This window comes from Streptomyces sp. NBC_00096 (assembly GCF_045041305.1).
Taxonomy (GTDB): domain Bacteria; phylum Actinomycetota; class Actinomycetes; order Streptomycetales; family Streptomycetaceae; genus Streptomyces.
On record NZ_CP108221.1, the window covers coordinates 5,172,500 to 5,198,177 of the forward strand.

At 72.8% G+C, this 25,678-nt stretch carries 21 protein-coding genes; 12 read left to right on the forward strand and 9 right to left on the reverse strand.

Annotated features, from left to right (window positions below):
- The first annotated feature begins 108 nt into the window (after positions 1-108).
- Together metF and OG904_RS22820 are read left to right on the forward strand one after the other, a co-directional pair.
- The gene (gene metF / locus OG904_RS22815) at positions 109-1,023 is read left to right on the forward strand and encodes a methylenetetrahydrofolate reductase [NAD(P)H] (protein WP_405493805.1); all 915 of its coding nucleotides are present in this window, start codon (positions 109-111) and stop codon (positions 1,021-1,023) included.
- Positions 1,024-1,072: 49 nt separating this feature from the next.
- Positions 1,073-1,987: a hypothetical protein gene (locus OG904_RS22820; RefSeq protein ID WP_405493807.1), complete on the forward strand. Its 915-nt coding sequence runs from the start codon at positions 1,073-1,075 to the stop codon at positions 1,985-1,987.
- Between the two features lie 35 nt (positions 1,988-2,022).
- On the opposite strand, the gene OG904_RS22825 is transcribed toward OG904_RS22820, so the two are convergent.
- The 5 genes from OG904_RS22825 to OG904_RS22845 form a co-directional block, all read right to left on the reverse strand.
- Entirely contained in the window at positions 2,023-3,423 is a 1,401-nt protein-coding gene (locus tag OG904_RS22825; protein WP_405493809.1) for a phytoene desaturase family protein, read from the reverse strand.
- 10 nt (positions 3,424-3,433) lie between these two features.
- Positions 3,434-4,048, reverse strand: a complete 615-nt coding sequence (locus OG904_RS22830) for a DUF4126 domain-containing protein (RefSeq protein WP_405493811.1) — start codon at positions 4,046-4,048, stop codon at positions 3,434-3,436.
- A gap of 103 nt (positions 4,049-4,151) precedes the next feature.
- Complete coding sequence (locus OG904_RS22835; protein WP_405493813.1) at positions 4,152-4,553, reverse strand: DUF3040 domain-containing protein; 402 nt, start codon at positions 4,551-4,553, stop codon at positions 4,152-4,154.
- 305 nt (positions 4,554-4,858) lie between these two features.
- On the reverse strand, positions 4,859-5,617 hold the full coding sequence (locus tag OG904_RS22840) for a class I SAM-dependent methyltransferase (protein ID WP_405493815.1): 759 nt from the start codon (positions 5,615-5,617) through the stop codon (positions 4,859-4,861).
- 97 nt (positions 5,618-5,714) lie between these two features.
- Entirely contained in the window at positions 5,715-6,212 is a 498-nt protein-coding gene (locus OG904_RS22845; protein WP_405493817.1) for an SAV_6107 family HEPN domain-containing protein, read from the reverse strand.
- A gap of 236 nt (positions 6,213-6,448) precedes the next feature.
- Here OG904_RS22845 and OG904_RS22850 point away from each other — a divergent pair, with 236 nt between their 5' ends.
- From OG904_RS22850 to OG904_RS22860, 3 genes are read left to right on the forward strand one after another with little or no spacing between them, the layout of a single operon-like run.
- The gene (locus OG904_RS22850; protein ID WP_405493819.1) at positions 6,449-7,408 is read left to right on the forward strand and encodes an ATP-binding cassette domain-containing protein; all 960 of its coding nucleotides are present in this window, start codon (positions 6,449-6,451) and stop codon (positions 7,406-7,408) included.
- On the forward strand, positions 7,380-9,464 hold the full coding sequence (locus tag OG904_RS22855; RefSeq protein ID WP_405493821.1) for a YhgE/Pip family protein: 2,085 nt from the start codon (positions 7,380-7,382) through the stop codon (positions 9,462-9,464). The genes OG904_RS22850 and OG904_RS22855 overlap by 29 nt, the downstream gene beginning before the upstream one ends.
- A 36-nt stretch (positions 9,465-9,500) precedes the next feature.
- Positions 9,501-10,139: a TetR/AcrR family transcriptional regulator gene (locus tag OG904_RS22860; protein WP_405493823.1), complete on the forward strand. Its 639-nt coding sequence runs from the start codon at positions 9,501-9,503 to the stop codon at positions 10,137-10,139.
- 336 nt (positions 10,140-10,475) lie between these two features.
- Here OG904_RS22860 and OG904_RS22865 read toward each other — a convergent pair whose 3' ends face one another.
- From OG904_RS22865 to OG904_RS22880, 4 genes are all read right to left on the reverse strand, one after another.
- On the reverse strand, positions 10,476-12,899 hold the full coding sequence (locus OG904_RS22865) for a transglutaminaseTgpA domain-containing protein (protein ID WP_405493825.1): 2,424 nt from the start codon (positions 12,897-12,899) through the stop codon (positions 10,476-10,478).
- A complete protein-coding gene (locus OG904_RS22870; RefSeq protein WP_405493827.1) occupies positions 12,896-14,305 on the reverse strand; it encodes a DUF58 domain-containing protein in 1,410 nt (469 codons plus the stop codon). The genes OG904_RS22865 and OG904_RS22870 overlap by 4 nt, the downstream gene beginning before the upstream one ends.
- Positions 14,305-15,315 carry an AAA family ATPase gene (locus OG904_RS22875; protein ID WP_405493829.1) on the reverse strand — a complete coding sequence of 337 codons (1,011 nt, stop codon included), beginning with the start codon at positions 15,313-15,315 and terminating at the stop codon, positions 14,305-14,307. The genes OG904_RS22870 and OG904_RS22875 overlap by 1 nt, the downstream gene beginning before the upstream one ends.
- Positions 15,316-15,471: 156 nt before the next feature.
- Positions 15,472-16,041, reverse strand: coding sequence for a beta-class carbonic anhydrase (locus OG904_RS22880; RefSeq protein WP_405493831.1), 570 nt, complete (start codon positions 16,039-16,041; stop codon positions 15,472-15,474).
- Between the two features lie 341 nt (positions 16,042-16,382).
- On the opposite strand from OG904_RS22880, the gene rsmH reads away from it, so the two are divergent.
- The 7 genes from rsmH to murD all read left to right on the forward strand — a co-directional run bounded on the left by rsmH (position 16,383) and on the right by murD (position 25,676).
- Positions 16,383-17,312, forward strand: a complete 930-nt coding sequence (gene rsmH / locus OG904_RS22885; RefSeq protein ID WP_405498204.1) for a 16S rRNA (cytosine(1402)-N(4))-methyltransferase RsmH — start codon at positions 16,383-16,385, stop codon at positions 17,310-17,312.
- Positions 17,309-17,803 (forward strand): hypothetical protein, encoded by a 495-nt coding sequence (locus OG904_RS22890; protein ID WP_405493833.1) that lies wholly within the window; start codon positions 17,309-17,311, stop codon positions 17,801-17,803. The genes rsmH and OG904_RS22890 overlap by 4 nt, the downstream gene beginning before the upstream one ends.
- 159 nt (positions 17,804-17,962) lie before the next feature.
- Entirely contained in the window at positions 17,963-19,954 is a 1,992-nt protein-coding gene (locus OG904_RS22895; protein WP_405493835.1) for a peptidoglycan D,D-transpeptidase FtsI family protein, read from the forward strand.
- Positions 19,955-20,000: 46 nt separating this feature from the next.
- Complete coding sequence (locus OG904_RS22900; protein WP_405493837.1) at positions 20,001-21,710, forward strand: UDP-N-acetylmuramoyl-L-alanyl-D-glutamate--2,6-diaminopimelate ligase; 1,710 nt, start codon at positions 20,001-20,003, stop codon at positions 21,708-21,710.
- Complete coding sequence (gene murF / locus OG904_RS22905) at positions 21,707-23,137, forward strand: UDP-N-acetylmuramoyl-tripeptide--D-alanyl-D-alanine ligase (protein WP_405493839.1); 1,431 nt, start codon at positions 21,707-21,709, stop codon at positions 23,135-23,137. The genes OG904_RS22900 and murF overlap by 4 nt, the downstream gene beginning before the upstream one ends.
- Positions 23,134-24,204, forward strand: coding sequence for a phospho-N-acetylmuramoyl-pentapeptide-transferase (gene mraY, locus OG904_RS22910; protein ID WP_405493841.1), 1,071 nt, complete (start codon positions 23,134-23,136; stop codon positions 24,202-24,204). Before murF ends, mraY begins: the two co-directional genes overlap by 4 nt.
- Positions 24,186-25,676, forward strand: a complete 1,491-nt coding sequence (gene murD / locus OG904_RS22915) for a UDP-N-acetylmuramoyl-L-alanine--D-glutamate ligase (protein WP_405493843.1) — start codon at positions 24,186-24,188, stop codon at positions 25,674-25,676. Before mraY ends, murD begins: the two co-directional genes overlap by 19 nt.
- The last annotated feature ends 2 nt before the right edge of the window (positions 25,677-25,678 follow it).

Sequence of the window (25,678 nt, forward strand, 5' to 3'; positions counted from 1 at the left end):
TCTTCCGGATCTTGCCGGCCACCGGGGCCGCCCGCCCGTTGTCTCATTTCCGCGTCCAATACGTGGACACCGCTTCGGTGAGCAACAGTGCGCGTCTAACCTGCCCGTATGGCCCTTGGTAACGCTTCCACCTGGTCGGATCGTGCACACACGGTCCGAGACCTCCTCGCGTCCGGGCGCTCGTACTCCTTCGAGTTCTGGGCACCCAAGACCGAGAAGGGCGAGCGCAACCTCTGGAACGCGCTGCGCCGGGTCGAGGCGGTGGCCCCCAGCTTCGTCTCCGTCACCTACGGAGCCGGCGGCTCCACCCGCGGCGGCACCGTCCGGGCCACCGAGCAGATCGCCTCGGACACCACGCTGACCCCGGTCGCGCACCTCACCGCGGTCGACCACTCGGTCGCCGAGCTGCGCAACGTCATCGGCCAGTTCGCCGACGCCGGGATCCGGAACATGCTCGTCGTGCGCGGAGACCCGCCGGGCAACCCCATGGGGGAGTGGGTGGCACACCCCGAGGGCGTGCACTACGCCGCGGACCTGGTCCGCCTGGTGAAGGAGTCGGGCGACTTCTGCGTCGGCGTCGCGGCCTTCCCGGAGATGCACCCCCGCTCCGACGACTGGGACACGGACATCCGGCACTTCGTGGACAAGTGCCGCGCGGGCGCCGACTATGCGATCACCCAGATGTTCTTCCATCCGGAGAATTATCTGCGGCTGCGCGACAGCGTCGAGAAGGCCGGCTGCGACACCCCGATCATCCCCGAGGTCATGCCTGTTGTGGGGATCAAGCAGCTGGACCGGCTGCCGCAACTCAGCACCGCGGTCTTCCCTGATGCGGTGAAAGAGCGCATGCTCGCCGTCAAGGACGATCCGGCCGCTGTACGCTCCATTGGCATCGAGTTCGCCACGGAGTTCTGCGCGCGGCTGCTGTCCGAGGGTGTCCCGGGGCTGCACTTCATCACGCTGAACAATTCCACGGCGACCCTCGAGATCTACGAGAACCTGGGCCTGCACCAGCGGGCCTGACCGGCCGACCCCGTTCCCTGGCGATCGGCCGTACCGAGAGGGGCCACGCATGGGAATGACGGTCCTCTACATCGCGTTCGGATTCGTCGCGCTGTGGCTGCTTGCCGAGGTCCTGATGCAGTACAAGGCCCGGCTGCGCTGGCGCCTGCTCGCCTTCACGGGCTTCGTCGGCGTGGTCGCCGGCGTCGTCCTGCCGTCGGTGCCCGTCATCGGTGCGGGCGCCATCGCGTTCGCGATCGGCCAGACGCTCGTGACCCTCTCCTTCCGCAAGGGCTTCGAGGCCGGCTGGGCCTTGCGCCGGCGCAAGGCCGCCGAGCCCGCGCCCGCGCAGAGCCGGCGGCGCCGCGGAGCGGGCGGACCGCGCCCGGAGCCGGCCCTCGAGGTGACGGCCCTGGAGTACGGGCCAGACGCGGTCGACGGCGAGGACTACGACGAGTACGCCGCGTCCGGCTCCGCCTCCGGCTCTGCCTCCGGCTCCGGTGACAGCGGGGAGCAGCGGTTCCACCCCGCGGGACCCGCGCCCGAGCCCACCGCCTTCGACACGCCGTTCGACGCGCCGTTCGCCCCGTCCTTCGCCCCCGCCTTCGCCCCGGCCGAGCAGGACGGCCACCAGTACGCGGCCTACTACGACCCGCAGGGCCAGAACGGCTACGACTACTACACCACCGGCTACCCGGCACCCGGCGAACAACAGGTCTACGCCGCCTACTCGGACCCGTACATCGGCACCGGCGGCACGGTCGCCCCGCAGCCGTCCTACGGCTACCCGGCCCCCTACGAGGGCTACGCCCCGGACCCGTACGCGGCCGCGCGCCAGCAGGAGCAGTACTCCATGGACACCCCGCCCGGCGGAGTCTGGGTCCCGCACCAGCGCGACGCGAACCAGCCCTACCCGGCGGAGGAGCAGCAGCCGTACCCGTACCCCCAGCAGGGCACGGGCGAGTACGAGCAGTACCGCTACTAGGCCGTCTCTTTCGGATCTTGCCGGGCCCGCGGCGGCTACCGGGAGCCGCGGAAGTCGGCGCCCTCCACGATCAGCCCGGCCACCAGGGCCCCCGTCATCCCGGCGTGCGCCAGTCCGCCGCCCGGGTGCGCCCAGCCGCCCGCCAGGTACAGCCCCGGCACGGCGGTGGCGTTCGCCGGGTGGAGGAACCGGCCCCCGGCCCCGGCCAGCGAGGGCGCGGGGACCCGGCCCTCCGGGGAACCCGTGGCCGCCCCGACGTCGTCCGGGGTGCGCAGCTCGTGCCACAGCAGCCGCTCCCGCAGCCCGGGGACGGCCCGCGCGGCCGCTGCCAGCAGGTCCTGCGCCGAGGGCCCGGGCGCCGGCCCGTCCGTCACCACGGCGTGCACCGTGACCGCCTCGTGGTCCGCGTCGGGGCGGGTGGCGGCGTCGTCGGGCCGCAGCACGGTGACCGGGCCGAGCAGCGTGCGGTGCGCGGCGCCGGCTTCGCGGACCCCGCGCAGGGCGGCGAACAGGGTGTACCAGCGGGCGGATTCCGTACGGGCGGGCGCGGACTCCCCGGTGGGCGGGACCCGCAGCTGCCGGGGGTCGACCGCGCAGACCACGCTGTCGGCCGTCACTTCGGTGCCGTCGGCCAGCCGGAGCCCGGCCGCGCGGTCTTCGCGCACGAGCACCTCCGCCACCCGCGCACCGAACTCGAAGGTGACCTTCCGCTCCAGGCAGCGCTCGTACAGGGCGGTGGCCAGCTCCCGGACCCCGCCGCGCACGTACCAGCTGCCGAAGGTCTGCTCCATGTAGGGCAGCACCGCCGCGGAGGCGGGCGCGGTCGCCGGATCGATCCCGTACGCCCGCACGCGCGCGGTGAGCAGCTCGCCGAGGCCGTCCCCGCCGAGCTCGCGCGCGGCGACCTCGGCCAGGGTCGGCGGGCGGCGGCGCAGCAGACCGCTCCCGCGCAGCGCGGGGTACGGGTCGCGGCCCAGCGCCTCCCGGTCGGGGCGCAGCGGCTCCTCGAGCAGAGGGCGGCGGGTGGCGTCCCAGGCGTCCCGGGCGCGGCCCAGGAGAGCGCTCCAGCGCTCCCCGGAGCCCGGCCCGAAGGCCGCGTCGGCGGCGGCCGCGGCGCCGCCGTGCGAGCCGCCGGGGAGGGTGACCGTACGGCCGTCCGCCAGCACGTACCGGACGGCGGGGTCGATCTGGACCAGCTCGGCGCACTCCTCCAGCGGCCGCTTGCCGGTCTTGACGAACAGGTCGCGGTAGACGGCGGGCAGGTGCACGAGTCCGGGGCCGGTGTCGAAGACGAAGCCGTCGCGCTCGAACCGGCCGACGGCGCCGCCGTAGGTCGTCCCGCGCTCGTACACCGTCACCTGATGTCCCGCCACGGCCAGCCGTGCCGCCGTCGCCATCGCGCCCATCCCGGCGCCGATCACCGCAATTCGTGCCATGCGGCTGAGCCTACCGAGCGACGCGGGCGACCTCGGAGGCGAGCCGCTTCTCCTCGCGGCGCTGGGCCCGGCGGCGCAGGAAGCGGCGGATCCGGGTCCAGAGGTAGATCAGCAGGGCGAGTCCGATGATCAGCAGGACGGCGCAGATGATCGCGGCGGCCTGCGGATTGAACATCGCGAAGGTGACGATCCCGCCCACGCCGAGGTCCTCGGCGGTGCTCATGGCGATGTTGCTGAACGGCTCCGGCGAGGTGTTGATCGCCATGCGCGTGCCGGCTTTGACGAAATGGCTGGCCAGTGCGGTGGAACCGCCGACCGCACCGGCGGCGATGTCGGAGAGCGAGCCGCTCTGCCCGGCCAGCAGCGCTCCGACCACGGCTCCGGCCACCGGGCGGATCACGGTGTGGACGGTGTCCCAGAGGGAGTCCACGTACGGGATCTTGTCGGCCACCGCTTCGCAGAGGAACAGGACCGCCGCGACGATCAGCACGTCGGTGCGCTGCAGCGACGCGGGGACCTCGTCGGTCAGTCCGGTCGCGCCGAAGATGCCGAGCAGGAGGACCACGGCGTACGCGTTGATCCCACTGGCCCAGCCGCTGGTGAAGACCAGGGGGAGCACACTCACCTGATCATCATGTCGCACAACGGGGGATCCGGCAGGAAAAGAGCAGTGAGGGGACGGCCGCCTTCCGGCGGCCGTCCCCTCACCCGAGTTCTGTCAGCAGGGTCTACTGCCCCTGTTCGTCACGGCGGCGCTGCCACCGTTCCTCGATGCGGGTCATCATCGACCGACGCTGCCGGTTCTGCCCTTGGGCCGAACCGCCTGCACTACCGGAGGCGGGCTGTTCACCAGGCTTGGGTGCCTTGCGCCAACCGGTGACCACGAGAACCGTACAGCCCAGCATGACGAGGAATCCCACCACGCTGATCCAGAGCACGTTCGGCACGATCACACCGGTCATGAGGAGCGCGATACCCACCACAATGCCTGCGACTGCCTGGTAGACCCGTCGCCGGGTGTACGTGCGCAGTCCGCTTCCCTCAAGCGCTGTAGCGAATTTGGGATCTTCGGCGTACAGCGCTCGCTCCATCTGCTCGAGCATTCGCTGCTCGTGCTCCGAGAGCGGCACGGGAGTCCTCCTCATCCGTCGGTCGCGGGGGGTAGCGACCAGGGGTCCCCTTCAGGATAGGCGGGGAATCGCCCCCGTGATACCCGCCCTCTACGCCACGTTCTAAAAAAACACTGCACTTAAAACGTACTGCCTGGGGAAAGCGCAGCGCTGTCTCAGAGCCGCCGGCCGACCGTGTCGACGGCCGCTGAGGGCGTTATTCCCCAGAGGCCAGCTCGGCATGCCGGTGGCTGACCCCGATCATACGGGTCACGACGCCGGTTCGGAGGGTGAGTGGCGCACCGCGTTCCCGGAAGGTTCGCAGATCAGGCGGGCTTCTCGCCGAGGACGTGCAGCTGGGTGGCGACCGCGTGGAAGGCGGGAAGCTCCGCGGCGGCCTCTTCCAGGCGCAGCAGGGCCTCGACCGCGCCCGGCTCGGTGTCCACCAGAACACCCGGCACGAGGTCGGCGAAGATCCGGACGCCGTGCACGGCGCCGACCTCCAGACCGGCCCCGCCGACCAGCGCGGTGAGCTGCTCGGCGGTGAAGCGGCGCGGTACCGGATCGCCCGCGCCCCAGCGGCCGGCCGGGTCGGTGAGCGCCGTACGGGCCTCGGTGAAGTGCCCGGCCAGTGCGCGGGCGAGGACGGCCCCGCCGAGTCCGGCGCCGAGCAGACTGAGGATGCCGCCGGCACGCAGGGCCGCCACCGCGTTGGCCACGCCCTCGGCCGGGTCGTCCACGTATTCCAGTACGCCGTGGCAGACCACCACGTCGTACGCGTCGCGCTCGACCACGTCGAGCAGGCCCTGGGCGTCGCCCTGCACGCCGCGGACCAGGTCGGCCATGCCGGCTTCGGAGACCCGGCGCTCCAGCCCGAACAGCGCGTTCGGACTGGGGTCGACCACGGTGACCCGGTGGCCGAGGCGGGCCACCGGCACGGCGAACTTGCCGGTGCCGCCGCCCGTGTCCAGCACGTCCAGCACGTCCCGCCCGGTCGCCTTCACCCGGCGGTCGAGCGCCTCCTTGAGGACCTCCCACACCACGGCGGTGCGGAGGGAGGCGCGGGGGCGGGAAGTGTCCGACACGGCTGATGGCTCCTCGGCGTAGGGGGCACCTCCGGGCGGCAGCCGGGGGAGGGTGAGCGGTCCGTGCCCACCCTATGGCCTCCGGCTGCCGGGCAGGTCATCCCGCGTCCGGACGCTCCGCGCGGGGCAGTGGAAGGGCCCGCGCCGCTCCGGACGGCAACACCGGGCGGAGCGAGAGCATCCGCTCCACCAGGCGCAGGAACATCTCGACGGCACGCACCAGATCGTCCGCGTCCCGGCCGGTCGCCGCGCCCTCTATGCCCGCCTCGGCCCGCGCCCGGCGGGCCGCGCCGGAGGCGAAGAGCGCGCTCCACTCGGCCAGTTCGGGAGCTATCTCCGGGAGCACCTCCCACGCGCTGCGGATCCGGGGCCTGCGCCGCGGGGTCACCGGCTCGGGCCGCCCGCGCGCGGCGAGCACGGCCGCGGCGGCGCGCAGCGCGGCGAGATGGGCAGTGGCGTACCGCTCGTTGGACCGGGTCAGCCGGGCGGCTTCGGTCAGGCCCTGGTGGGCCTTGGCGAGCAGGTCGAGTGCGGCGGGGGGTGCCGCCGACTTCCGCGGGACGGGGTGGACAGGGGACGGGGACGGTGTGGCCATGACGAACCTCCTGTCGTTGCGTGCGCTTCGCGCTGCCTGATATCGCTTCGTTCGTACGGGTTGTGCTGTCATTGCGTGTCCCCATCGTGACGTCCCCCACTGACAATCGCGCTGACCTGCTATTTCACGCCGAATGTCAGGGTCTGATCCAGACAACTGCCCCCCGATGCGCACCGGATGTCATCTGGGATGCTAGTTTTTGAACTGACCGGTCAGTTCAAAAGAAGGGGGACGGCGTGGACAGCCCGCACGGCGCGGCCGTCAAAGCCGAGGACTTCGGACTCAAGGGCCCGCGCGGCTGGGTGTTCCGGGGTGTCGGGGTCGACGCGGCGCCCGGCTCGCTCATCGCGGTCGAAGGCCCGTCCGGCAGCGGACGGACCTGCCTGCTCCTCGCGCTCACCGGCCGGATGAAGCCCACCGAGGGCCACGCCGAAGTCGGCCGCCACCGGCTGCCGAAGAGGATGGCCGCGGTCCGCCGCATCGCCGCCCTCGGCCCGGTACCCGGGGTCAACGACCTCGACCAGGCCCTCACCGTCACCGAGCAACTGCGCGAGGGCGCCCTGCTCCAGCGCCGCTACGACGGCCCGGTCCGGGCCCTGCTCCGCCCGCGCGGCGAGCGCCGCACCTCCACCGCGGCCCGGATCGAGGCCGCGCTGGCCGCCGCCGGACTGGACCTCGCGACCCTGCCCAAGGGACCGCGCACCTCCGTACGGGACCTGGAACGGCTGGAATCCGTACGCCTGTCGGTGGCCATCGCACTGCTCGGCTCGCCGCGCCTGCTGGCCCTGGACGACCTGGACCTCAAGCTCTCGGACGCCGAGCGCGCCGAGGCCTGGGACCTGCTCCGCTCCCTCGCCGCCCGCGGGACCACCGTCCTCGCGGTGTGCAGCGAGGCCCCGGCCGACGTGACGGTCCTGCGGACCGTCCCGGCCGCCACCGCCACCGAGGAGCCGGCGACCGGTCAGGCCGCCGCCGTGCCCCGGCCCATGGACTCCAGGATCACCTGGGGCGCCGGGGGGACCGGGAGCACCGGCAAGCAGGGCACGGCCGTCACCGCCGGGGCGGCGGACACCGCCGAAGCGGCCGGCACCGACAGCACCGCCGACACCGCCGAAGCGGCCGGCACCGACAGCACCGACAGCACGCACGACACGAAGGGGGACGACGATGCGCTCGCCGAAACTGGCCGCGCTTGAGCTGAAGCGGTTCGGGCGGGGGAAGCTGCCCCGGGCCGCCCTCGTCGCGCTGCTCCTGCTGCCGCTGCTCTACGGAGCGCTGTACCTGTGGTCCTTCTGGGACCCCTACAGCCGCCTCGACAAGGTGCCCGTCGCCCTCGTCAACTCCGACCGGGGCACCACCGTCGACGGCAAGCGGATCGACGCCGGCGGTGAGATCACCCGCAAACTGCGCGCCAGCAAGACCTTCGACTGGCGCGAGGTGAGCGCCGAGGAGGCGGCCAAGGGGCTGGAGAACGGCACCTACTACCTCTCCCTCACCATGCCCGCCGACTTCAGCTCGAAGATAGCCTCCAGCTCCGGCGCGGACCCCGCCACCGGAGCCCTCCAGGTCCGCACCAACGACGCGAACAACTACATCGTCGGTTCGATCTCGCGCACCGTCTTCGCCGAGGTCCGCTCGGCGGCGTCCACCAACGCCTCCCGCGGCTTCCTCGACAAGATCTTCGTCAACTTCTCCGACCTCCACGGCAAGACCGCCGAGGCCGCCGACGGGGCCGACAAGCTCACCGACGGCGCGGGCAAGGCCCAGAAGGGCGCCAAGGACCTCGCCGAGGGCCTGGACACGGCGAAGGAGAAGAACGGCGAGCTCACCGGCGGCCTGAAGAAGCTGAACGGAGCCGCCGCACAGCTGGAAACGGGTTCGCAGGGCGTCGCGGACGGCACCCAGCAGCTCGCCGACAAGGTGGGCGGCGTCGCGGAGAAGGCCCGGCCCTTCCTCAAGGACCCCAAGCAGCTCGCGGACAGCGCCCGACTCGTCGCCGACACCGCCCAGGTCGTCGACAAGCACCTCCAGGACTTCGCCGAGCACGCCCCGGCCGCCGCCACCATCAGCCAGCGCGTCGCCACCGACACCGCCAACGTCTACGCGGAGATGTGCACCAGCGGCGCCAAGCCGGTCCCGGTCACCTGCCCGCGGCTGCAGCAGATCAAGGAAGACGCCGCCGAAGCCGCCCGGCTGACCGGAGACGTCAACACCCTCGTCAAGAACGCCAACGGCGACCTCGGCAAGCTCCACACGCAACTGACCGACCTCGAGACGGCCGCCCGCCTCCTCGCCACGAAGGCCCCCGGCCTCTCCGCGGACCTCGACTCGGCGGTCTCCCAGGTGAACGCCCTCAACACCGGCGCCCACAAGGTGGCCACCGGAATGGCCCAGCTGCACACCGGCATCGGCTCCGCCACCGAGGGCTCCGGCGCCATCGGCACGGGCGTCGGCAAGCTCGGCGACGGCGCGCACAGCCTCGACGGCGGCCTGGTCAAGCTCGTGGACGGCAACGGCGAACTGGCCGGCGGCCTGCACGACGGAGCCGGGAAGATCCCCGACTACGACCAGACGCAGCGCGACACCCGCACCGAGGTCATGGCCGACCCCGTGCGGCTCGCCAACCAGTCCCTGCACAAGGCGCCCAACTACGGAACCGGCTTCGCCCCGTACTTCATCCCGCTCTCCCTCTGGGTCGGCGCGATGGTCGCCTACATGCTGATCGCACCGCTCAACCGGCGGGCCCTGGCCGCGGGCGCCTCGCCCTGGCGGATCGCCTTCGCCGGCTGGCTGCCGGTGGCCGGGCTCGGCGCCGCGCAGGTCGGCGCGCTGATGTCCGTACTCCACTGGGGACTCGGCCTGCAGATGGCCCGGCCGGCGCTCACCGTCGCCTTCCTGATGCTGGTCACCGGCTGCTTCGCCGCGATCGTCCAGTGGCTCAACGCCAAGTTCGGCGCCGCCGGACGGATCCTGGTGCTGGCCGTCCTGATGCTCCAGCTGACCTCGGCGGGCGGCACCTACCCCGTCCAGACCAGCCCCGGCTTCTTCAACGCCATCCACCCCTACCTGCCGATGTCCTACGTGGTCGAGAGCCTGCGGCGCCTGATCACCGGCGGGGACCTCGCGCCGGTCTGGCAGGGCTGCGCCGTCCTGGCCGCCTTCACCGCGGGCGCCCTCGCCCTCACCGCCCTCGCCGCCCGCGGCAAGCAGGTGTGGACGATGGACCGACTGCATCCGGAACTGAGTCTGTAGGCCGTGGGGGCGGGTCGAACTGTGAGAATCAGCGCCATGGAAAGCAGCAGCACCGGTACGGCCGCGGGCGGCGGCGGAAGCCGCCGCCAGGCCACACGGCAGAAGCTCTACGAAGCGGCCGTCACCCTCATCGCGGAGCAGGGCTTCTCGGCGACCACGGTCGACGAGATCGCGGAGCGGGCGGGCGTCGCGAAGGGCACCGTCTACTACAACTTCGCCAGCAAGAACGACCTCTTCGAGGAGCTGCTGCGGCACGGCGTCGGGCTGCTGACCGAATCCCTGCGGACGGCGGCTGAATCCACCGAGGCCAGGGGCGGGACCCGGGTCGAGGCGCTCGACGAGATGATCCGGGCCGGCCTGGTGTTCATCGACCGGTACCCGGCCTTCACCCAGCTCTACGTCGCCGAGCTGTGGCGGACCAACCGGACCTGGCAGTCCACGCTGATGGTCGTCCGGCGGGAGGTGGTCGCCGTCGTCGAGACGGTGCTGCGGGAAGGCGTGGAGCGGGGTGAGCTCAGCGCGGAGATCGACGTGCCGCTGACCGCCGCCGCGATGGTGGGGATGGTGCTGGTGGCCGCCCTGGACTGGCAGTCCTTCCAGAGCGAGCGGTCGCTGGACGACGTGCACTCGGCGCTGTCACTGCTGCTGCGGGGGCGGGTCAGCGGGAACCGCTGACACGTGACCCCCGATCGGCGGTGCCGCGGGGGTGGCGGGGCCGCGTAGAAATGGTGGGGCGGATGAGTATCCGTACCTAGGCACGGAAATGAGTACGTGCGCGGATGGCCCCGGCCTGCGGGGACACCACACTGGGGGCTACGGACAGGGACCCGGCCCGCACCGCCGGCACGGGGCGGCAGGTGCGGCCGGGTCTCTCGCGGCGGCCGGTGCCGGGGCTCGGGGGGATCGAGCCCCGGCACCGGCCGCCTCTGTGTCCGGTGCCGCGCCGCGTCCGGGGGCTCCGCCCCGGACCCCGCGCCCCAAACGCCGGCGGGGCTGGATGGGCCCTCGCTGTCAGCCGCGGCTCCGCGCAGGGAGCCGGGCCCGCAGGCGGCCCGTGGCTGACGCCGCGCGGGCGGTGAGCGCCGCCCAGCGGGCCGCGCAGGCCCAGCGCAGGCGCGCCGCCGAGCGGGGGAAGAACAGGGCCCGCAGCCGGGCGGGCCGGGATACCCCCGAGAGCAGCCCGCCCCGGGCCAGCAGGACGTCCGCCGCCAGCTCCACGTACGAGTGCCCCGCACCCGGCGGAGCGTACAGCGCACGCTCCACCGCACCGGAGACCCGGCGTACGGCATCGGCCGCGGCGGGCTCCAGCCGGCCGAGCGAGACCACCCGGTCCGCGGCCCCCCGGGGGGACAGCGCCTCGTCCGGGGCGATCCCGACGTCCCACGCCGAGTCACCCAGCTCCCGCCAGGCGGACAGCACCTGCCCCGAGCCCAGCCGCCGCGCCCGCAGCCGCCGGCGCCACAGGAACGGGAGCACCGGCAGGACCAGCAGGGCCACGCCGCCCGCCGTCCAGGCCAGGACGGTGGCCGCCGAGGGACCGCCGCTCCCGGAACCGGCGTCGCGCCGGGCCGCGGCCGGACCGCACTCGCCCAGCTTCTTCTGGTCCGGCGGGCAGTCCTCCGCCTTCGAGGGCCCGGCCGAGGGCTGCGCCGCACTCGCGGACGGGGCCGCCGTCGGAGCGGTCGGCAGGGGCTGCGGGGTGGTGGGCCGGCTGTAGTCCGGCACCGTGATGCCCGATCGGGGCGTCGGCTCGAAGCGGGTCCAGCCCACGCCCTCGAAGTACAGCTCCGGCCAGGCGTGCGCGTCCCGCATCGACACGTTGACCACGCCGTCCGACTGCTTCTCCCCGGGCGTGAACCCGACCGCCACCCGCGCCGGGATGCCCAGCGTGCGCGCCATCGAGGCCATGGAGAAGGCGAAGTGGACGCAGAAGCCCTCCTTGTCGGCGAGGAACCGGGCGATGGCCGCCGAACCCGTACCCGAGGACACCTTCGTGTCGTAGCGGAACCCGCCGCTCACCGCGAAGTAGTCCTGGAGCCGGACCGCCGCCGTGTAGTCGTCCTTCGCGCCGCGCGTGACCTCGCGGGCCGTCTGGGCGACGACCGCCGGGAGGTTGTCCGGCACCTTCGTGTACTCGGCCGCGATCTCCGGGTTCGGCGCGGGCGCCTTCTTCAGCTGGTCCGCCGTCGGATTGAGCAGCAGGCTCCGCACGGAGTACTGCACGCCCTGCGCGTTCTGGAACTTGTCCTTGCCCAGCTGGTCCCCGACGAGCGTGCGGCCGGCCGGCTCGAACCGCCACTTCCCGGCGATGTCCACGCCCGTCGCCGGATACGGCATCGGCAGGTAGCGCTGGGCGTAGGTCTGCGCCGAGGAGATGAACGTCTGCACCTCGGTCGCGCCGGCCAGTACGTCGCCGCTCACGCCGGGCGGGTTCGGCAGCCGCTTCGGGACGTCCGTCAGGGCCCGCCCGGAGGCCTCCCACTTGATGCCGTTGAACTCGTCCAGCGCCAGGATCCGCAGGTACTGCTCGCTCAGCTGCGGGCTGTCCGTGCGGTACCGCAGCACCACCCGGTTGTCCTGGGTGTTGAGGCTGCTCTGCAGGGAGACCAGCGGGTTGACCGCCTGGATGGACGGGCCGATGCCGGTCCCTTCCCCGTCGCCCCCGGCGCCCCCGCCCAGGACCCCGCCGCCCAGCGCGGGCAGCACCGCCGGCACCGCGAGCGCCAGACCCAGCGCGACCGCGCCGATCCGCCGCCCGGTGCGCACGGGGGCGAGCGCCTGCCCGCCGCCCGAGTACCCGGCCGCCACCCGGCCGCGCGGGGCCGCGCCGAAGACCCGGCCCCACTGTGCGAGCCGGTCGCGGCCCTCGGCCAGCAGCAGGAGCAGATAGCCGCAGCCCGCCAGCAGGAACGAGAACCAGGAGGCGCCGCCCGAGCCGGCGGCGGCGCCCGTCAGGCCCGCCGCCACCGAGTACAGCGCGAGCAGCGGCAGCCCGGCCGCCGCGGCCGTCCGCGCCGTCACCGCCAGCAGGTCCACGAGCAGCCCGATCAGCAGCACCCCGGACACCAGCAGCAGCCGGATCCCGTCCGTCAAGGGCGCGGGCATCGCGAACTCGTTGACGTCCTGGACGCCCTGGCCGAACAGCGCGCCGAAGTCGGTCACGAGGTACGCGAACACCCCGTCGCCGGAGGATGTCCGCGCCTTCCCGCCGAACAGCAGCATCAGCGCCAGCAGCGATACGAGCAGCTGCGCCGCCACGGTCAGCGTCCGGGCCAGCGGCACCCGCCGCGCCCCCGCGCCCACCGCGCTCTGCAGCGCGAGCAGCAGCGCCGCCTGCGGCAGCCAGCCGCCCGATTCCACCAGCGGACTCAGCGACCACGCGGTGAACAGCGTCGCCAGAGCCGCGAAGACCGTCACTCTCGCCCGCCCGCTCATCCCCAGCCCCCCGCCGAACCCGAACCGCCGACCGTGCCGATCGGGGCGTTGCCCGCCTGCCGCCACAGTTCCCCGAAGGCCACCCCGGGCGGGGCGGCCAGGGCCGTCCAGCCCGCGTCGCGCAGCCCGACCAGGCGCTCCTGGAGTGCAGACGGCCCTTGCCCGGCCGCCGCGGCCGGCCCCGTCGGCCGTCCGGACCAGTCCGCGGAGTCCAGTGCGAACGCCACGGCGCCCGCGCCGCGCCGGCACATCTTGGCCGCCAGTCCGGTCTGTACGTCGTCCAGGTCTCCGAAGAAGGCGATGAGGAGCCCGTCACCGCCGGCTCCGCCGAAACCGCTGCCGAGCCCGTTGCTCCGTACCGCGTCGTAGGCCCGGGACAGTCCCGCGCCGTCGGAGTGGCCGACCACCGCGAGGGTGTCCATCATCAGCCCCGCCGCCTCCGCGGACTCCTGCCCGCCGGAGGTGAAGCCGCCGCCCTCGCGGGGCACGCAGTCCCCGGTGTCGGTCAGCAGCCGCACCGAGAAGCCCTGCTCCAGCAGGTGCACCAGGACCGAGGCGGCGCCGGAGACGGCCCATTCGAAGGCGGAGTCGGGGCCGGCGCCCTCGTAGGCGATCCGGCGGGTGTCCAGCAGCACCGTGGCCCGGCTGCGCTGCGGCTGCTCCTCGCGGCGCACCATCAGCTCGCCGTAGCGGGCGGTGGAGCGCCAGTGCACCCGGCGCAGGTCGTCGCCGCGCCGGTAGCCGCGCGGGATCACGTCGTCCTCGCCCGCCAGGGCCAGCGAGCGGCGGCTGCCGTCGCCGTAGCCGGAGGACTCGCCGGTGAGACGGACCGGGGGCAGCTGCTCCGTGCGCGGGATGACCGTGAGGGTGTCGTAGGCGGAGAAGGAGCGGGTCAGCTCGACCAGCCCGAAGGGGTCGGTGAGGCGCAGCTGGAGCGGGCCCAGTGGGTAGCGGCCGCGCAGGTCGGAGCGGACCCGGTAGGACACCTCGCGGCGGCCGCCCGGCTCCACCCGGTCCAGGACGAAGCGGGGCCGGGGCCCCAGCACGTAGGGCACCCGGTCCTGGAGCATCAGCAGGCCGGTCGGCATCCGGGAGGTGTTGTCGAGCCGCAGCTGCACCCGGGCCTCGGAGCCCGCGGGCACCCGCATCGGGGTCAGCCGGCGGGTGGCGGACACCCGGTGGCGGGTGCGGTGCAGGGCGAGGACGCAGATCAGCGGCAGCACGGCGAGCAGCAGCCCGACCCGGAGCAGCTCGGACTGGCCCAGCACGTACGCGCACAGCCCGGCGGCGATCCCGGCGGCCAGGAAGGAACGGCCGCGGGTGGTCAGCCCGGCCAGCGACTCGCGCAGCCCGCCACCGTCCTGCGGACCCCGGCCGCCCGCGCCGTGCGGGGCGCCGGCGGCCATCAGAAGCCCCGGATGCCCGCGCCGGGCGGGATCTCGCCGCGACCGTGCGCGGCCGGTACGGGGGTGCGCTGGAGGATGTCGGCGACGACCTGCTCGGCGGTGCGCCGGCTCAGCTGGGCCTGCGCGGTGGGCAGCAGCCGGTGCGCGAGCACCGGTCCGGCCAGGGCCTGGACGTCGTCGGGCAGGACGTAGTCCCGGCCGGCCAGGGCGGCGGAGGCCTTCACGGCGCGCAGCAGGTGCAGGGTGGCGCGGGGCGAGGCGCCCAGGCGCAGGTCCGGGTGGCTGCGGGTGGCGGAGACCAGGTCGACCACGTAGCGCCGGACGGGCTCGGCCACGTACACCTCGCGGACGGCTTCGATGAGCTTGCCGATGTCGTGGGCGTGCGCGACGGCCGTCAGGTCGTCGAGCGGGGAGAGCCCGCCGTGCACGTCGAGCATCTGGAGCTCGGCCTCGGGGCTGGGGTAGCCGACGGAGACGCGGGCCATGAAGCGGTCGCGCTGGGCCTCGGGGAGGGGGTAGGTGCCCTCCATTTCCACCGGGTTCTGGGTGGCGACCACCATGAAGGGGCTCGGCAGCGTGTACGTGGTGCCGTCGATGGTGACCTGGCGCTCCTCCATCGACTCCAGCAGCGCGGACTGGGTCTTGGGGGAGGCGCGGTTGATCTCGTCGCCGATGACGATCTGCGCGAAGATCGCGCCCGGCTTGAACTCGAACTCGCGCCGCTGCTGGTCGTAGATGCTGACGCCGGTGATGTCGGAGGGCAGCAGGTCCGGGGTGAACTGGATCCGCTGCACCGAACAGTCGATGGACTTGGCGAGCGCCTTGGCCAGCATCGTCTTGCCGACACCGGGAACGTCCTCGATCAGCAAGTGCCCCTCGGCGAGCAGGACGGTCAGCGCGAGGCGGACCACCTCCGGCTTGCCCTCGATCACGCTCTCGACCGAATCCCGCACCCGCTGCGCCGTGCTCGTCAGATCCGCGAGGCTCGCTCGGTCGTCATACGTGGTCACCTGGTTCTCCTCGACCCTTTTCCCAGGGCCGGCGCCGCATGACGCATGACCGGCCCACCCCGAAACACCTCAGAAATCAAGAGTGCGGACACCGGCCCGGAGTGCCTCCGGGTGACGTCTCCCCGCATTCTTGACGGCGCCTGGCCCTGGTGTCACTCACGAGGTGGGATCGATCTCCCGCAGGAGTCCGGTGTGCACGTCGAAGACGAAGCCTCGCACATCGTCCTTGTGGGGCAGGAAGGGGTTCGTGCGCACCCGCTGCATCGACTGGCGGACGTCCTGGTCCACGTCCCGGAAGGCCTCCACGGCCCAGGCGGGGCGCTGGCCGACCTCGTCCTCCAGCTCGTGCCGGAAGTCCTCGGTCAGGCTTTCGAGTCCGCAGCCGGTGTGGTGGATGAGTATCACCGCGCGGGTGCCGAGGGCCCGCTGGCTGATGGTGAGGGAGCGGATGGTGTCGTCGGTGACCACCCCGCCGGCGTTGCGGATCGTGTGACAGTCGCCGAGCTCCAGGCCGAGGGCCGCGTGCAGGTCGAGCCGGGCGTCCATGCAGGCCACGACGGCCACGTGGAGGACGGGGCGGGCGTCCATGCCGGGGTCGGTGAACTCCGCGGCGTAGACGCGGTTCGACTCCACGAGCTGGTCGGTGACGGAGGGGGCGCCATCGACCTCGTGGGTCTTGCGGGTCTTGGGGGAGGACTCGGCAGGCACGGGTACGGAAGTCGTCATGGATACGACGTTAGTGGTCACAGGCGGTATGAGCATCGAGTGAGGGTGGACAAAGAAGGTCACCACATCCTGTTGTGAGCTAACCCACAGGAGTGAGGCGGGGGAGGCCGTCCGGGTGATTCGCGGCATTTGCCGGTTCGGTGGCAGAGGGGCGCACGGCGCGCGGGGCGGTTCGTTGACCGCGGCGACCGTTGCACTAAAGTGACGCGAACCGGCCGGAGCCCGGCCCTGACCGGCCGCCCGGCCCTTTGGTAACACTCCGCGTGCGCGGCGCGGCGTATGCCTGCCGCGCCGTTATCTGAGAGGGCGCTTTGACTAGCGAGTCCCGACACGTCCCGGTGATGCTCCAGCGGTGCCTGGACCTGTTGGCCCCGGCACTGGAGAGGCCCGGGGCCGTCGTCGTCGACTGCACCCTCGGCCTCGGCGGCCACAGCGAGGCCCTGCTCACCCGGTTCCCCGAGGTACACCTGATCGGCCTGGACCGCGACAAGGAGGCCCTGCGCCTCTCCGGGGAGCGCCTCGCGCCCTTCGGGGACCGGGTCACCCTCGTCCACGCCATCTACGCCGACCTGGCCGAGGTCCTGGACGGCCTGCGCATCCCCACCGTGCAGGGCATCCTCTTCGACCTCGGCGTCTCCTCCATGCAGCTGGACGAGGCCGACCGCGGCTTCGCCTACGCGCAGGACGCGCCGCTCGACATGCGCATGGACCAGACGACCGGCATCAGCGCGGCCGAGGTGCTCAACACGTACGCGCCCGGCGAGCTGGTCCGGATCCTGCGCCAGTACGGCGAGGAGAAGCAGGCCAAGCGGATCGTGTCCGCGGTGGTGCGCGAGCGGGTCAAGGAGCCCTTCACCAACAGCGCGCGCCTCGTCGAACTGATCCGCGACTCCCTGCCGCAGGCCGCGAAGCGGACCGGGGGCAACCCGGCCAAGCGCACCTTCCAGGCGCTGCGCATCGAGGTCAACGGCGAGCTCTCCGGACTGGAGCGGGCGATCCCCGCCGCCGTGGACCGGATCGCGGTCGGCGGCCGGATCGCGGTGCTCTCGTACCACTCGCTGGAGGACCGCCTCGTCAAGCAGGTCTTCGCCGCCGGCGCCACCTCCACGGCCCCGCCCGGGCTGCCGGTCGTACCGGAGAAGTACCAGCCGAAGCTGAAGCTGCTGACGCGCGGTGCGGAGCTGCCGACGGAGGAGGAGATCGCCGAGAACCGGCGCGCGGCACCGGCCCGGTGCCGCGGGGTCGAACGGATCCGGGAGGCGCGGCTGTGAGACGTCTGGGGCGGGTGCTGGGGGGACCGGTCGCGGGGCAGGCGGCGCGGACGCCGTTCGTCCTGCTGGTGGTCGCGCTGCTCGGCGGCGGGCTGATCAGCCTGCTGCTGCTGAACTCCGCGCTGAACGAGGGCTCCTTCCAGCTGAGCAAGCTGAAGAAGGAGACCACCGCGCTCACGGACGAGGAGCAGGCGCTGCAGCGGGACGTCGACGGGTACTCGGCGCCCGACGCGCTGCAGCGGCGGGCGCACGAGCTGGGGCTGGTGCCCGGCGGGAGCCCGGTCTTCATCGGCCCCGACGGCAAGGTCGCGGGCACCGCCTCCCCCGCGGCGGAGCCGCCTCCGCCGTCGCCTCCGGCGTCCGCGCCCGCCACGCCGGTTTCCGCCGCGTCCGTTCCCAGCCCGGCCGGCTCCCCGGCGGCAGTCCCGTCGGGCCCGGGCCCGGCCTCGCCCGTACCCGGTGCCCAGCCCTCCCAGACCCCTGGACGGTGACATCGTGACGCGTACCCCTGCGGGGCCGTTCCCCGGCCCACCCTTCCCCCGTTCCCCGGAGCTGCGGGCCGGTGGCGGGCACATCCAGCCCCGCCGGCGTTCGAGGAGCGGGGTCCGGGCCGGAGCCCCAGGGGCTTCGGCGCAGCCGGGAGCGGTCGCGTGAGCCCGCAGGAGCCGCGGCGGCGGGTGCCGCGGCCGGGCGGGGACCGGGCCCGGGCCACGGCGCGTCCGGCCTCCAGGCCCGGCACCCGACGCCCCGCCACCACGAGGAAACCGCACACGATCCGCCTCGGCGCCCCCAAGCCCCGCCTGCGGCTGGTGAGCGTCGGGTTGACGCTGGTGATGCTGGCGTTCGTCGTACGCCTGCTCCAGGTCCAGGCCGTCGACGCGTCCGCGTACTCCGCCAAGGCCTCCGAGAACCGCTTCGCCAGCTACACCCTGGCCGCCGAGCGCGGGGAGATCACCGACCGCAAGGGCGTCGCGCTCGCGACCAGCGTGGACGCGTACGACATCACCGCGGACCCGCACATGTTCACCGTCCAGGAGAGCAAGGCCCCCGACGCCCCCGAGCAGGCGGCCGCCCTCCTCGCGCCGATCATCGGCAAGGACGCCAAGGAACTCACCGCGCGGCTGAAGACGAAGAACACCCGCTACGTCATCCTCGCCCGCCGCCAGACCCCCCAGGTCTGGAACCAGATCAAGGACCTCAAGAAGGTCTTCGCCGACAAGGCGGCCGCCGACAAGAAGAACAACGGCCCCGGCGCCAACGTCCTGGCCGGCGTGTTCAACGAGAACAGCAGCAAGCGCGTGTACCCGAACGGCGACCTCGCCGCCGGGATACTGGGCTACGTCAACGCCGAGGGCAAGGGCGGCGGCGGACTGGAGTCCTCCCTCGACAAGAAGCTGGCCGGCAAGGACGGGCAGCTCACCTACGCCCAGTCCGGCGGCCGCCGCGTCCCGACGGCCGGTTCCAGCGAGAAGCCCGCCGTGCCCGGCGAGGACATCGAGCTGACCATCGACCGCGACATCCAGTGGGCCGCGCAGAGCGCCATCACCGAGCAGGTCGCCAAGTCGGAGGCCGACCGCGGCTACGTCATCGTCCAGGACACCCGCACCGGTGAGGTCCTCGCCATGGCCAACGCCCCCGGCTTCGACCCCAACGACCTGTCCAAGGCCAGCTCCGCCGCCATGGGCAACGCCGCGCTCCAGGACGTGTACGAGCCCGGCTCCACCGCCAAGGTGATGTCGATGGCCGCCGTGCTGGAGGAGAAGAAGGCCGGCCCCGACACCCACGTCGAGGTCCCCAACCGGCTGCACCGCGGCGACCGGCTGTTCAAGGACGACATCGACCACCCGACCTGGTACCTGACCCTCAACGGAGTCCTCGCCAAGTCCTCCAACATCGGCACCATCCTGGCCACCGGCCAGCTCGGTCCGACGCAGCCCGAGGCCAACAAGGTCCTGTACTCGTACCTGGACAAATTCGGCATCGGCCGGCCCACCGGCCTGGGCTACCCCGGCGAGTCCCGCGGCATCCTCGCCAAGCCCGAAGCATGGTCCACTTCGCAGCAGTACACGATCCCCTTCGGCCAGGGCCTGTCCCTCAACGCCATGCAGGCGGCCTCCGTGTACTCGACCATCGCCAACGGCGGCGTCCGGATCCAGCCGACCCTGGTCCGCGGCACCAAGGGACCCGACGGCCGCTTCACCCCGGCCCCGGCGCCCCCGCGGACCCAGGTGGTCAGCCCGGAGACCGCCAAGACCCTCGCGGAAATGCTGGAGTCGGTGGTCGACGACCAGGAGGGCACCGGCACCAAGGCCCGTATCCCCGGCTACCGGGTCGGCGGCAAGACCGGCACCTCCAACCGGGTGGATCCGGCCACCGGCCGCTACAAGGGCTACACCGCCTCCTTCGCCGGCTTCGCACCTGCCGACAACCCCCGCATCACCGTCTACTGCGCCATCCAGAACCCCACCAAGGGCAGCTACTTCGGCGGCCAGATCTGCGGTCCCATCTACAAGAAGGTCATGGAGTTCGCCCTCAAAACCCTCCAGGTCGCCCCCACCGGTACCGCCCCCGCCGGGCTCCCGGTCACCTACGAACCCGGCGCGCAGCCCGGCCCCCAGCCGAGCCCGCAGCCGGGCCAGTGACCGTCGGTCCGGCAGACCCGCCCCAGAAATCCGTGAGGCACCATCAGTGACAACGATCACCCCCGAACCCGGGAACCACGCGTCCGCCGCCGCCGAGGCCGGGCCCTCGCTTCGCGAGCGGCCCGCCGGGCCCGGTACGCTCACCGCCGTGCCCCACGCTGATCAGCCCAGAACCACCCAGAACGACGCCCCGGCAGCGCCGCCGGGAGCGCCACGCCCCCTGACCGTCCGCCCGACTCCCCTCGGCGAGCTGGCGGGCCTGCTGGGAGTCGAAACCCAGGCAGGCCCCAGCGCGCAGACGAGGATCACCGGCATCACGCACGACTCCCGTGCGGTACGCCCCGGAGACCTGTACGCGGCCCTGCCGGGCGCCCGGCTGCACGGCGCGGACTTCGCCGCGCAGGCGGCCGCCCTGGGCGCCGCGGCCGTGCTGACCGACCCGGACGGCGCCGAGCGCGCCGCGGCCACCGGACTGCCCGTCCTCGCCGTCGCCGACCCGCGCGCCCGGATGGGAGAGCTGGCCGCCGAGGTCTACGGACGGCCGGGCGAGGGCCTGCTGCAGATCGGCATCACCGGCACCTCCGGCAAGACCACCACGGCGTACCTCGTCGAGGGCGGCCTGCGCGGCGGCGGACGCAGGACGGGGCTCATCGGCACCGTCGAGATGCGCGTCGGGGACGAGCGCATCAAGTCCGAGCGCACCACCCCCGAGGCCACCGACCTGCAGGCGCTCTTCGCCGTCATGCACGAACGCGGCGTCGAGGCCGTCGCCATGGAGGTCTCCAGCCACGCCCTGGTGCTCGGCCGGGTCGACGGCTGCGTCTTCGACGTGGCCGTCTTCAACAACCTGAGCCCGGAGCACATGGAGTTCCACTCCGGCATGGAGGACTACTTCCAGGCCAAGGCGCAGCTCTTCACCGAGCGCCGGGCCCGCCTCGGCGTGATCAACATCGACGACGAGTACGGCCGCCGCCTCGCCAAGGAGGCGGAGATCCCGGTCGTCACCTTCTCCGCCACCGGAGACCCGGCCGCCGACTGGCGCGCCGAGGACGTGGTCTCGGGGCACATGGACTCCACCCTGACCCTGGTGGGTCCGGAGGGCCAGCGCATCCGGGCCACCGCCCCGCTGCCCGGCCCGTTCAACGTGGCCAACACCGTGGCCGCCGTCGTCACGCTCGCCGCCGCCGGCCTCGACCCGCAGACCGCCGCCGACGGCGTCGCCGCGGTCCCCGGGGTGCCCGGCCGGCTGGAGCGGGTCGACGCGGGGCAGCCGTACCTGGCCGTCGTCGACTACGCGCACAAGACGGACGCCGTCGAATCGGTCCTGCGGGCCCTGCGCGAGGTCACCACGGGCAGACTGCACGTGGTCATCGGCTGCGGCGGCGACCGCGACACCACCAAGCGGGCCCCGATGGGCGCCGCGGCGGCCCGGTTCGCCGACACCGCCGTGCTGACCTCCGACAACCCGCGCTCCGAGGACCCCCTCGCGATCCTCGCGGCGATGTTCCGGGGCGCCGTGTCCGTCCCGCCCGCCGAGCGGGGCACCGTCCTGGTCGACGCCGACCGGGCGGCGGCCATCGCCACCGCCGTCGCGCGCGCCGAGGCGGGCGACACCGTACTGGTGGCCGGCAAGGGCCACGAGCAGGGCCAGGACACCGCGGGCGTCGTACGTCCCTTCGACGACCGCGCGGTCCTGCGCGCGGCCATCGAGACCCAAGCGCGCCAGCACCCCCGACAGGCCGAGGTGAACCAGTGATCGCCCTTTCCCTCGCCGAGATCGCCGACATCACCGGCGGGCGGCCCCACGACATACCGGATCCGTCCGTCCTGGTCACCGGTCCCGTGGTCTACGACTCCCGCGAGGTCCAGGCCGGCAGCCTGTTCGCCGCCTTCGTCGGGGAGCGGGTGGACGGCCACGACTACGCCGAACGCGCCCTGGCCGCCGGCGCGGTGGGCGTGCTCGCCACCCGGCCCGTCGGGGTCCCGGCCATCGTCGTCCCCGACGTGGTGGCCGCGCTCGGCGCGCTCGCCCGGGCCGTCGTCGAACGTCTGGGCACCGACGTCGTGGCGCTCACCGGCTCCGCCGGCAAGACCTCCACCAAGGACCTGATCGCCCAGGTCCTGCAGCACCACGCGCCGACCGTGTGGACCCCCGGGAACCTCAACAACGAGATCGGCCTGCCGATCACGACGCTGCGCGTCACCGAGGAAACGCAGCACCTGGTCCTGGAGATGGGTGCCCGCGGCATCGGCCACATCAGCTACCTCACGGGACTGACGCCTCCGCGGATCGGTCTGGTCCTCAACGTCGGCACCGCACACATCGGCGAGTTCGGCGGCCGGGAGCAGATCGCGCAGGCCAAGGGCGAGCTCGTCGAGGCCCTGCCGTCCGAGGCGGAGGGCGGCGTCGCCGTCCTCAACGCCGATGACCTGCTGGTCCGTGCCATGGCCGGGCGCACGAAGGCCCGTACGGTGCTGTTCGGCGAGGCCGAGGACGCTGAAATCCGGGCCACCGAAGTCCGGATGACGGACAGGGGACAGCCTTCCTTCACATTGCGAACACCGACCGGGTGCAGCGACGTGACCTTGCGGCTGTACGGTGAGCACCACGTGTCGAACGCGCTCGCAGCGGCCGCCGTCGCCCATGTACTGGGCATGTCCGTCGAGGAGATCGCCACCGCGCTCTCCGGAGCGGGCAGCCTGTCCCGGTGGCGGATGGAGGTCACCGAGCGGGCGGACGGCGTGACGATCGTCAACGACGCCTACAACGCAAACCCCGAGTCCATGCGGGCCGCACTGCGCGCACTCGCCGCGATGGGCGGTGCCGGCAAGGCGAACGGGGGCCGCACGTGGGCGGTGCTCGGCCCGATGGCCGAGCTCGGAGACGACGCGCTCGCTGAGCACGACGCGGTCGGACGGCTTGTCGTCCGGCTCAACGTGAGCAAGCTCGTCGCAGTCGGGGGCAGGGAAGCCTCCTGGCTGCAACTGGGCGCATATAACGAGGGTTCGTGGGGTGAGGAGTCGGTGCTCGTGTCCGACGCGCAGGCGGCGGTCGACCTGTTGCGCAGTGAACTGCGCCCGGGAGACGTCGTGCTGGTGAAGGCTTCCAGGTCAGCCGGTCTGGAGCGGGTGGCCCAGGCCCTCCTCGAAAGCCCTGCCGAGGGCGAGGTCGCCGGCCGATGAGGCAGATCCTGTTCTCCGGAGTCATCGGACTCTTCCTCACGCTCATCGGCACCCCGCTGCTGATCAAGGGTCTGGCCCGCAAGGGCTACGGCCAGTTCATCCGTGACGACGGTCCGCGCGGCCACGCCGGGAAGAAGGGCACGCCCACCATGGGCGGCATCTCCTTCATCCTGGCCACGCTGATCGCGTACGCCCTCACCAAGGTGATCACCGGAGCCCAGCCCAGCTTCTCTGGCCTGCTGGTCCTCATGCTGATGGCGGGCATGGGACTGGTCGGCTTCCTCGATGACTACATCAAGATCGTCAAGCAGCGCTCGCTCGGTCTGCGGGCCAAGGCCAAGATGGCCGGCCAGCTGATCGTCGGCATCGCCTTCGCCGTGCTCGCGCTGCAGTTCAAGGACGCGCGCGGGCTCGCCCCGGCCTCCACCAAGCTGTCGTTCGTCACGGACTTCGGCTGGGCGATCGGCCCGGTGCTGTTCGTGGTCTGGGCGCTGTTCATGATCCTGGCGATGTCCAACGGCGTGAACCTGACCGACGGTCTGGACGGCCTGGCCACCGGCGCCGCCGTGATGGTCTTCGGCGCCTACACCTTCATCGGCGTCTGGCAGCACCAGGAGTCCTGCGCCAACGCGCAGACCCTGACCAACCCGGCCGCCTGTTTCGAGGTGCGCGACCCACTGGACCTCGCGGTGGTCGCCTCCGCCCTCATGGGCGCCTGTTTCGGCTTCCTGTGGTGGAACACCTCGCCCGCCAAGATCTTCATGGGTGACACCGGCTCGCTGGCCCTCGGCGGCGCGCTCGCCGGCCTCGCGATCTGCTCCCGCACGGAGTTCCTGATGGCGCTCCTCGGCGGTCTGTTCGTCCTGATCACCATGTCGGTCGTCATCCAGGTCGGCTCCTTCAAGCTGACCGGGAAGCGCGTCTTCCGGATGGCGCCACTCCAGCACCACTTCGAACTCAAGGGGTGGTCCGAAGTCCTTGTCGTGGTCCGCTTCTGGATCATCCAGGGCATGTGCGTGATCGTGGGCCTCGGACTCTTCTACGCGGGATGGGCAGCCGACAAGTGACCGCCTGGCACGGCAAGAACATCACCGTCGCCGGCCTCGGCGTGAGCGGCGTCAGCGCCGCCCGCGCCCTGGCCGGCCTCGGCGCGGTGGTGACCGTCGTCGACAACGGCGACGGCGATCTGTACCGCGCCCGGGCCGTCGAGCTCGGGGAACAGGGCATCGAGGTCCGCCTCGGCGAGCTGGACGGCGGCGCACGCGCCGGCGAGGTGCTGCCCGAAGGCACCGAGCTCGTCGTGACCTCCCCGGGCTGGAAGCCCGACAGCCCGCTCTTCGCGGCAGCCGCCGCGGCCGGCGTGGACGTCGTGGGCGACGTGGAGATCGCCTGGCTGCTGCGCGAGGTCGCCGAGGACCTGCGCGCCGCCCGGTCCGGTGAGCCCCGCAGGGAACCCGCGCCCTGGCTCGCCATCACCGGCACCAACGGCAAGACCACCACCACCCAGATGCTCGCGTCGATCCTGAAGGCGGCCGGGCTGCGAACGGCGGCCGTCGGCAACATCGGCACCCCGATCATCGACGTGGTGACCGGCGAGGAGACGTACGACGTGCTCGCCGTCGAGCTCTCCAGCTACCAGCTGCACTGGGCACCCTCGCTGCGCGCCCACTCCGCGGCCGTCCTGAACCTGGCCCCGGACCACCTCGACTGGCACGGCTCCATGGAGGCGTACGCCGCCGACAAGGGGCGCATCTACGAGGGCAACACGGTGGCCTGCGTCTACAACGCCTCCGACAGGGCCACCGAGGACCTGGTGGTCGAGGCCGACGTCGAGGAGGGCTGCCGCGCGATCGGCTTCACCCTCGGCGCCCCCGGCCCCTCCATGTTCGGCGTCGTCGACGGGATCCTCGTCGACCGGGCCTTCGTGGCGGACCGGCAGAAGAACGCCCAGGAACTCGCCGAGGTCGCGGACGTCAACCCGCCGGCCCCGCACAACATCGCCAACGCGCTCGCCGCCGCGGCCCTGGCCCGCGCCTTCGGCGTGGAGCCGCGCGCCGTCCGTGACGGGCTGCGCGACTTCCGGCCGGACGCCCACCGGGTCAGCCACGTGGACGAGGTCGCCGGGGTCACCTACATCGACGACTCCAAGGCCACCAACACCCACGCCGCGGAGGCCTCCCTGGCGGCCTTCGATCCGGTCGTCTGGATCGCCGGCGGCCTGGCCAAGGGCGCGACCTTCGACGAGCTCGTGCAGAAGTCGGCGAAGCGGCTGCGGGCCGTCGTGCTGATCGGCGCCGACCGGGCGCTGATCGCCGAGGCGCTGGCGCGACACGCCCCGGAGGTCCCGGTCGTGGACCTCGAGCGGACCGACACTGGGGCGATGCTCGCGGCGGTCCGGGAAGCGGCCGGGCTCGCGGAGCCCGGCGACACGGTTCTGCTGGCACCCGCATGTGCCTCGATGGACATGTTCGCGAACTACAACAAGCGTGGGGACGCGTTCGCCGACGCGGTGCGCGAACTGGCCGCAGAGCGGGCCTAGGT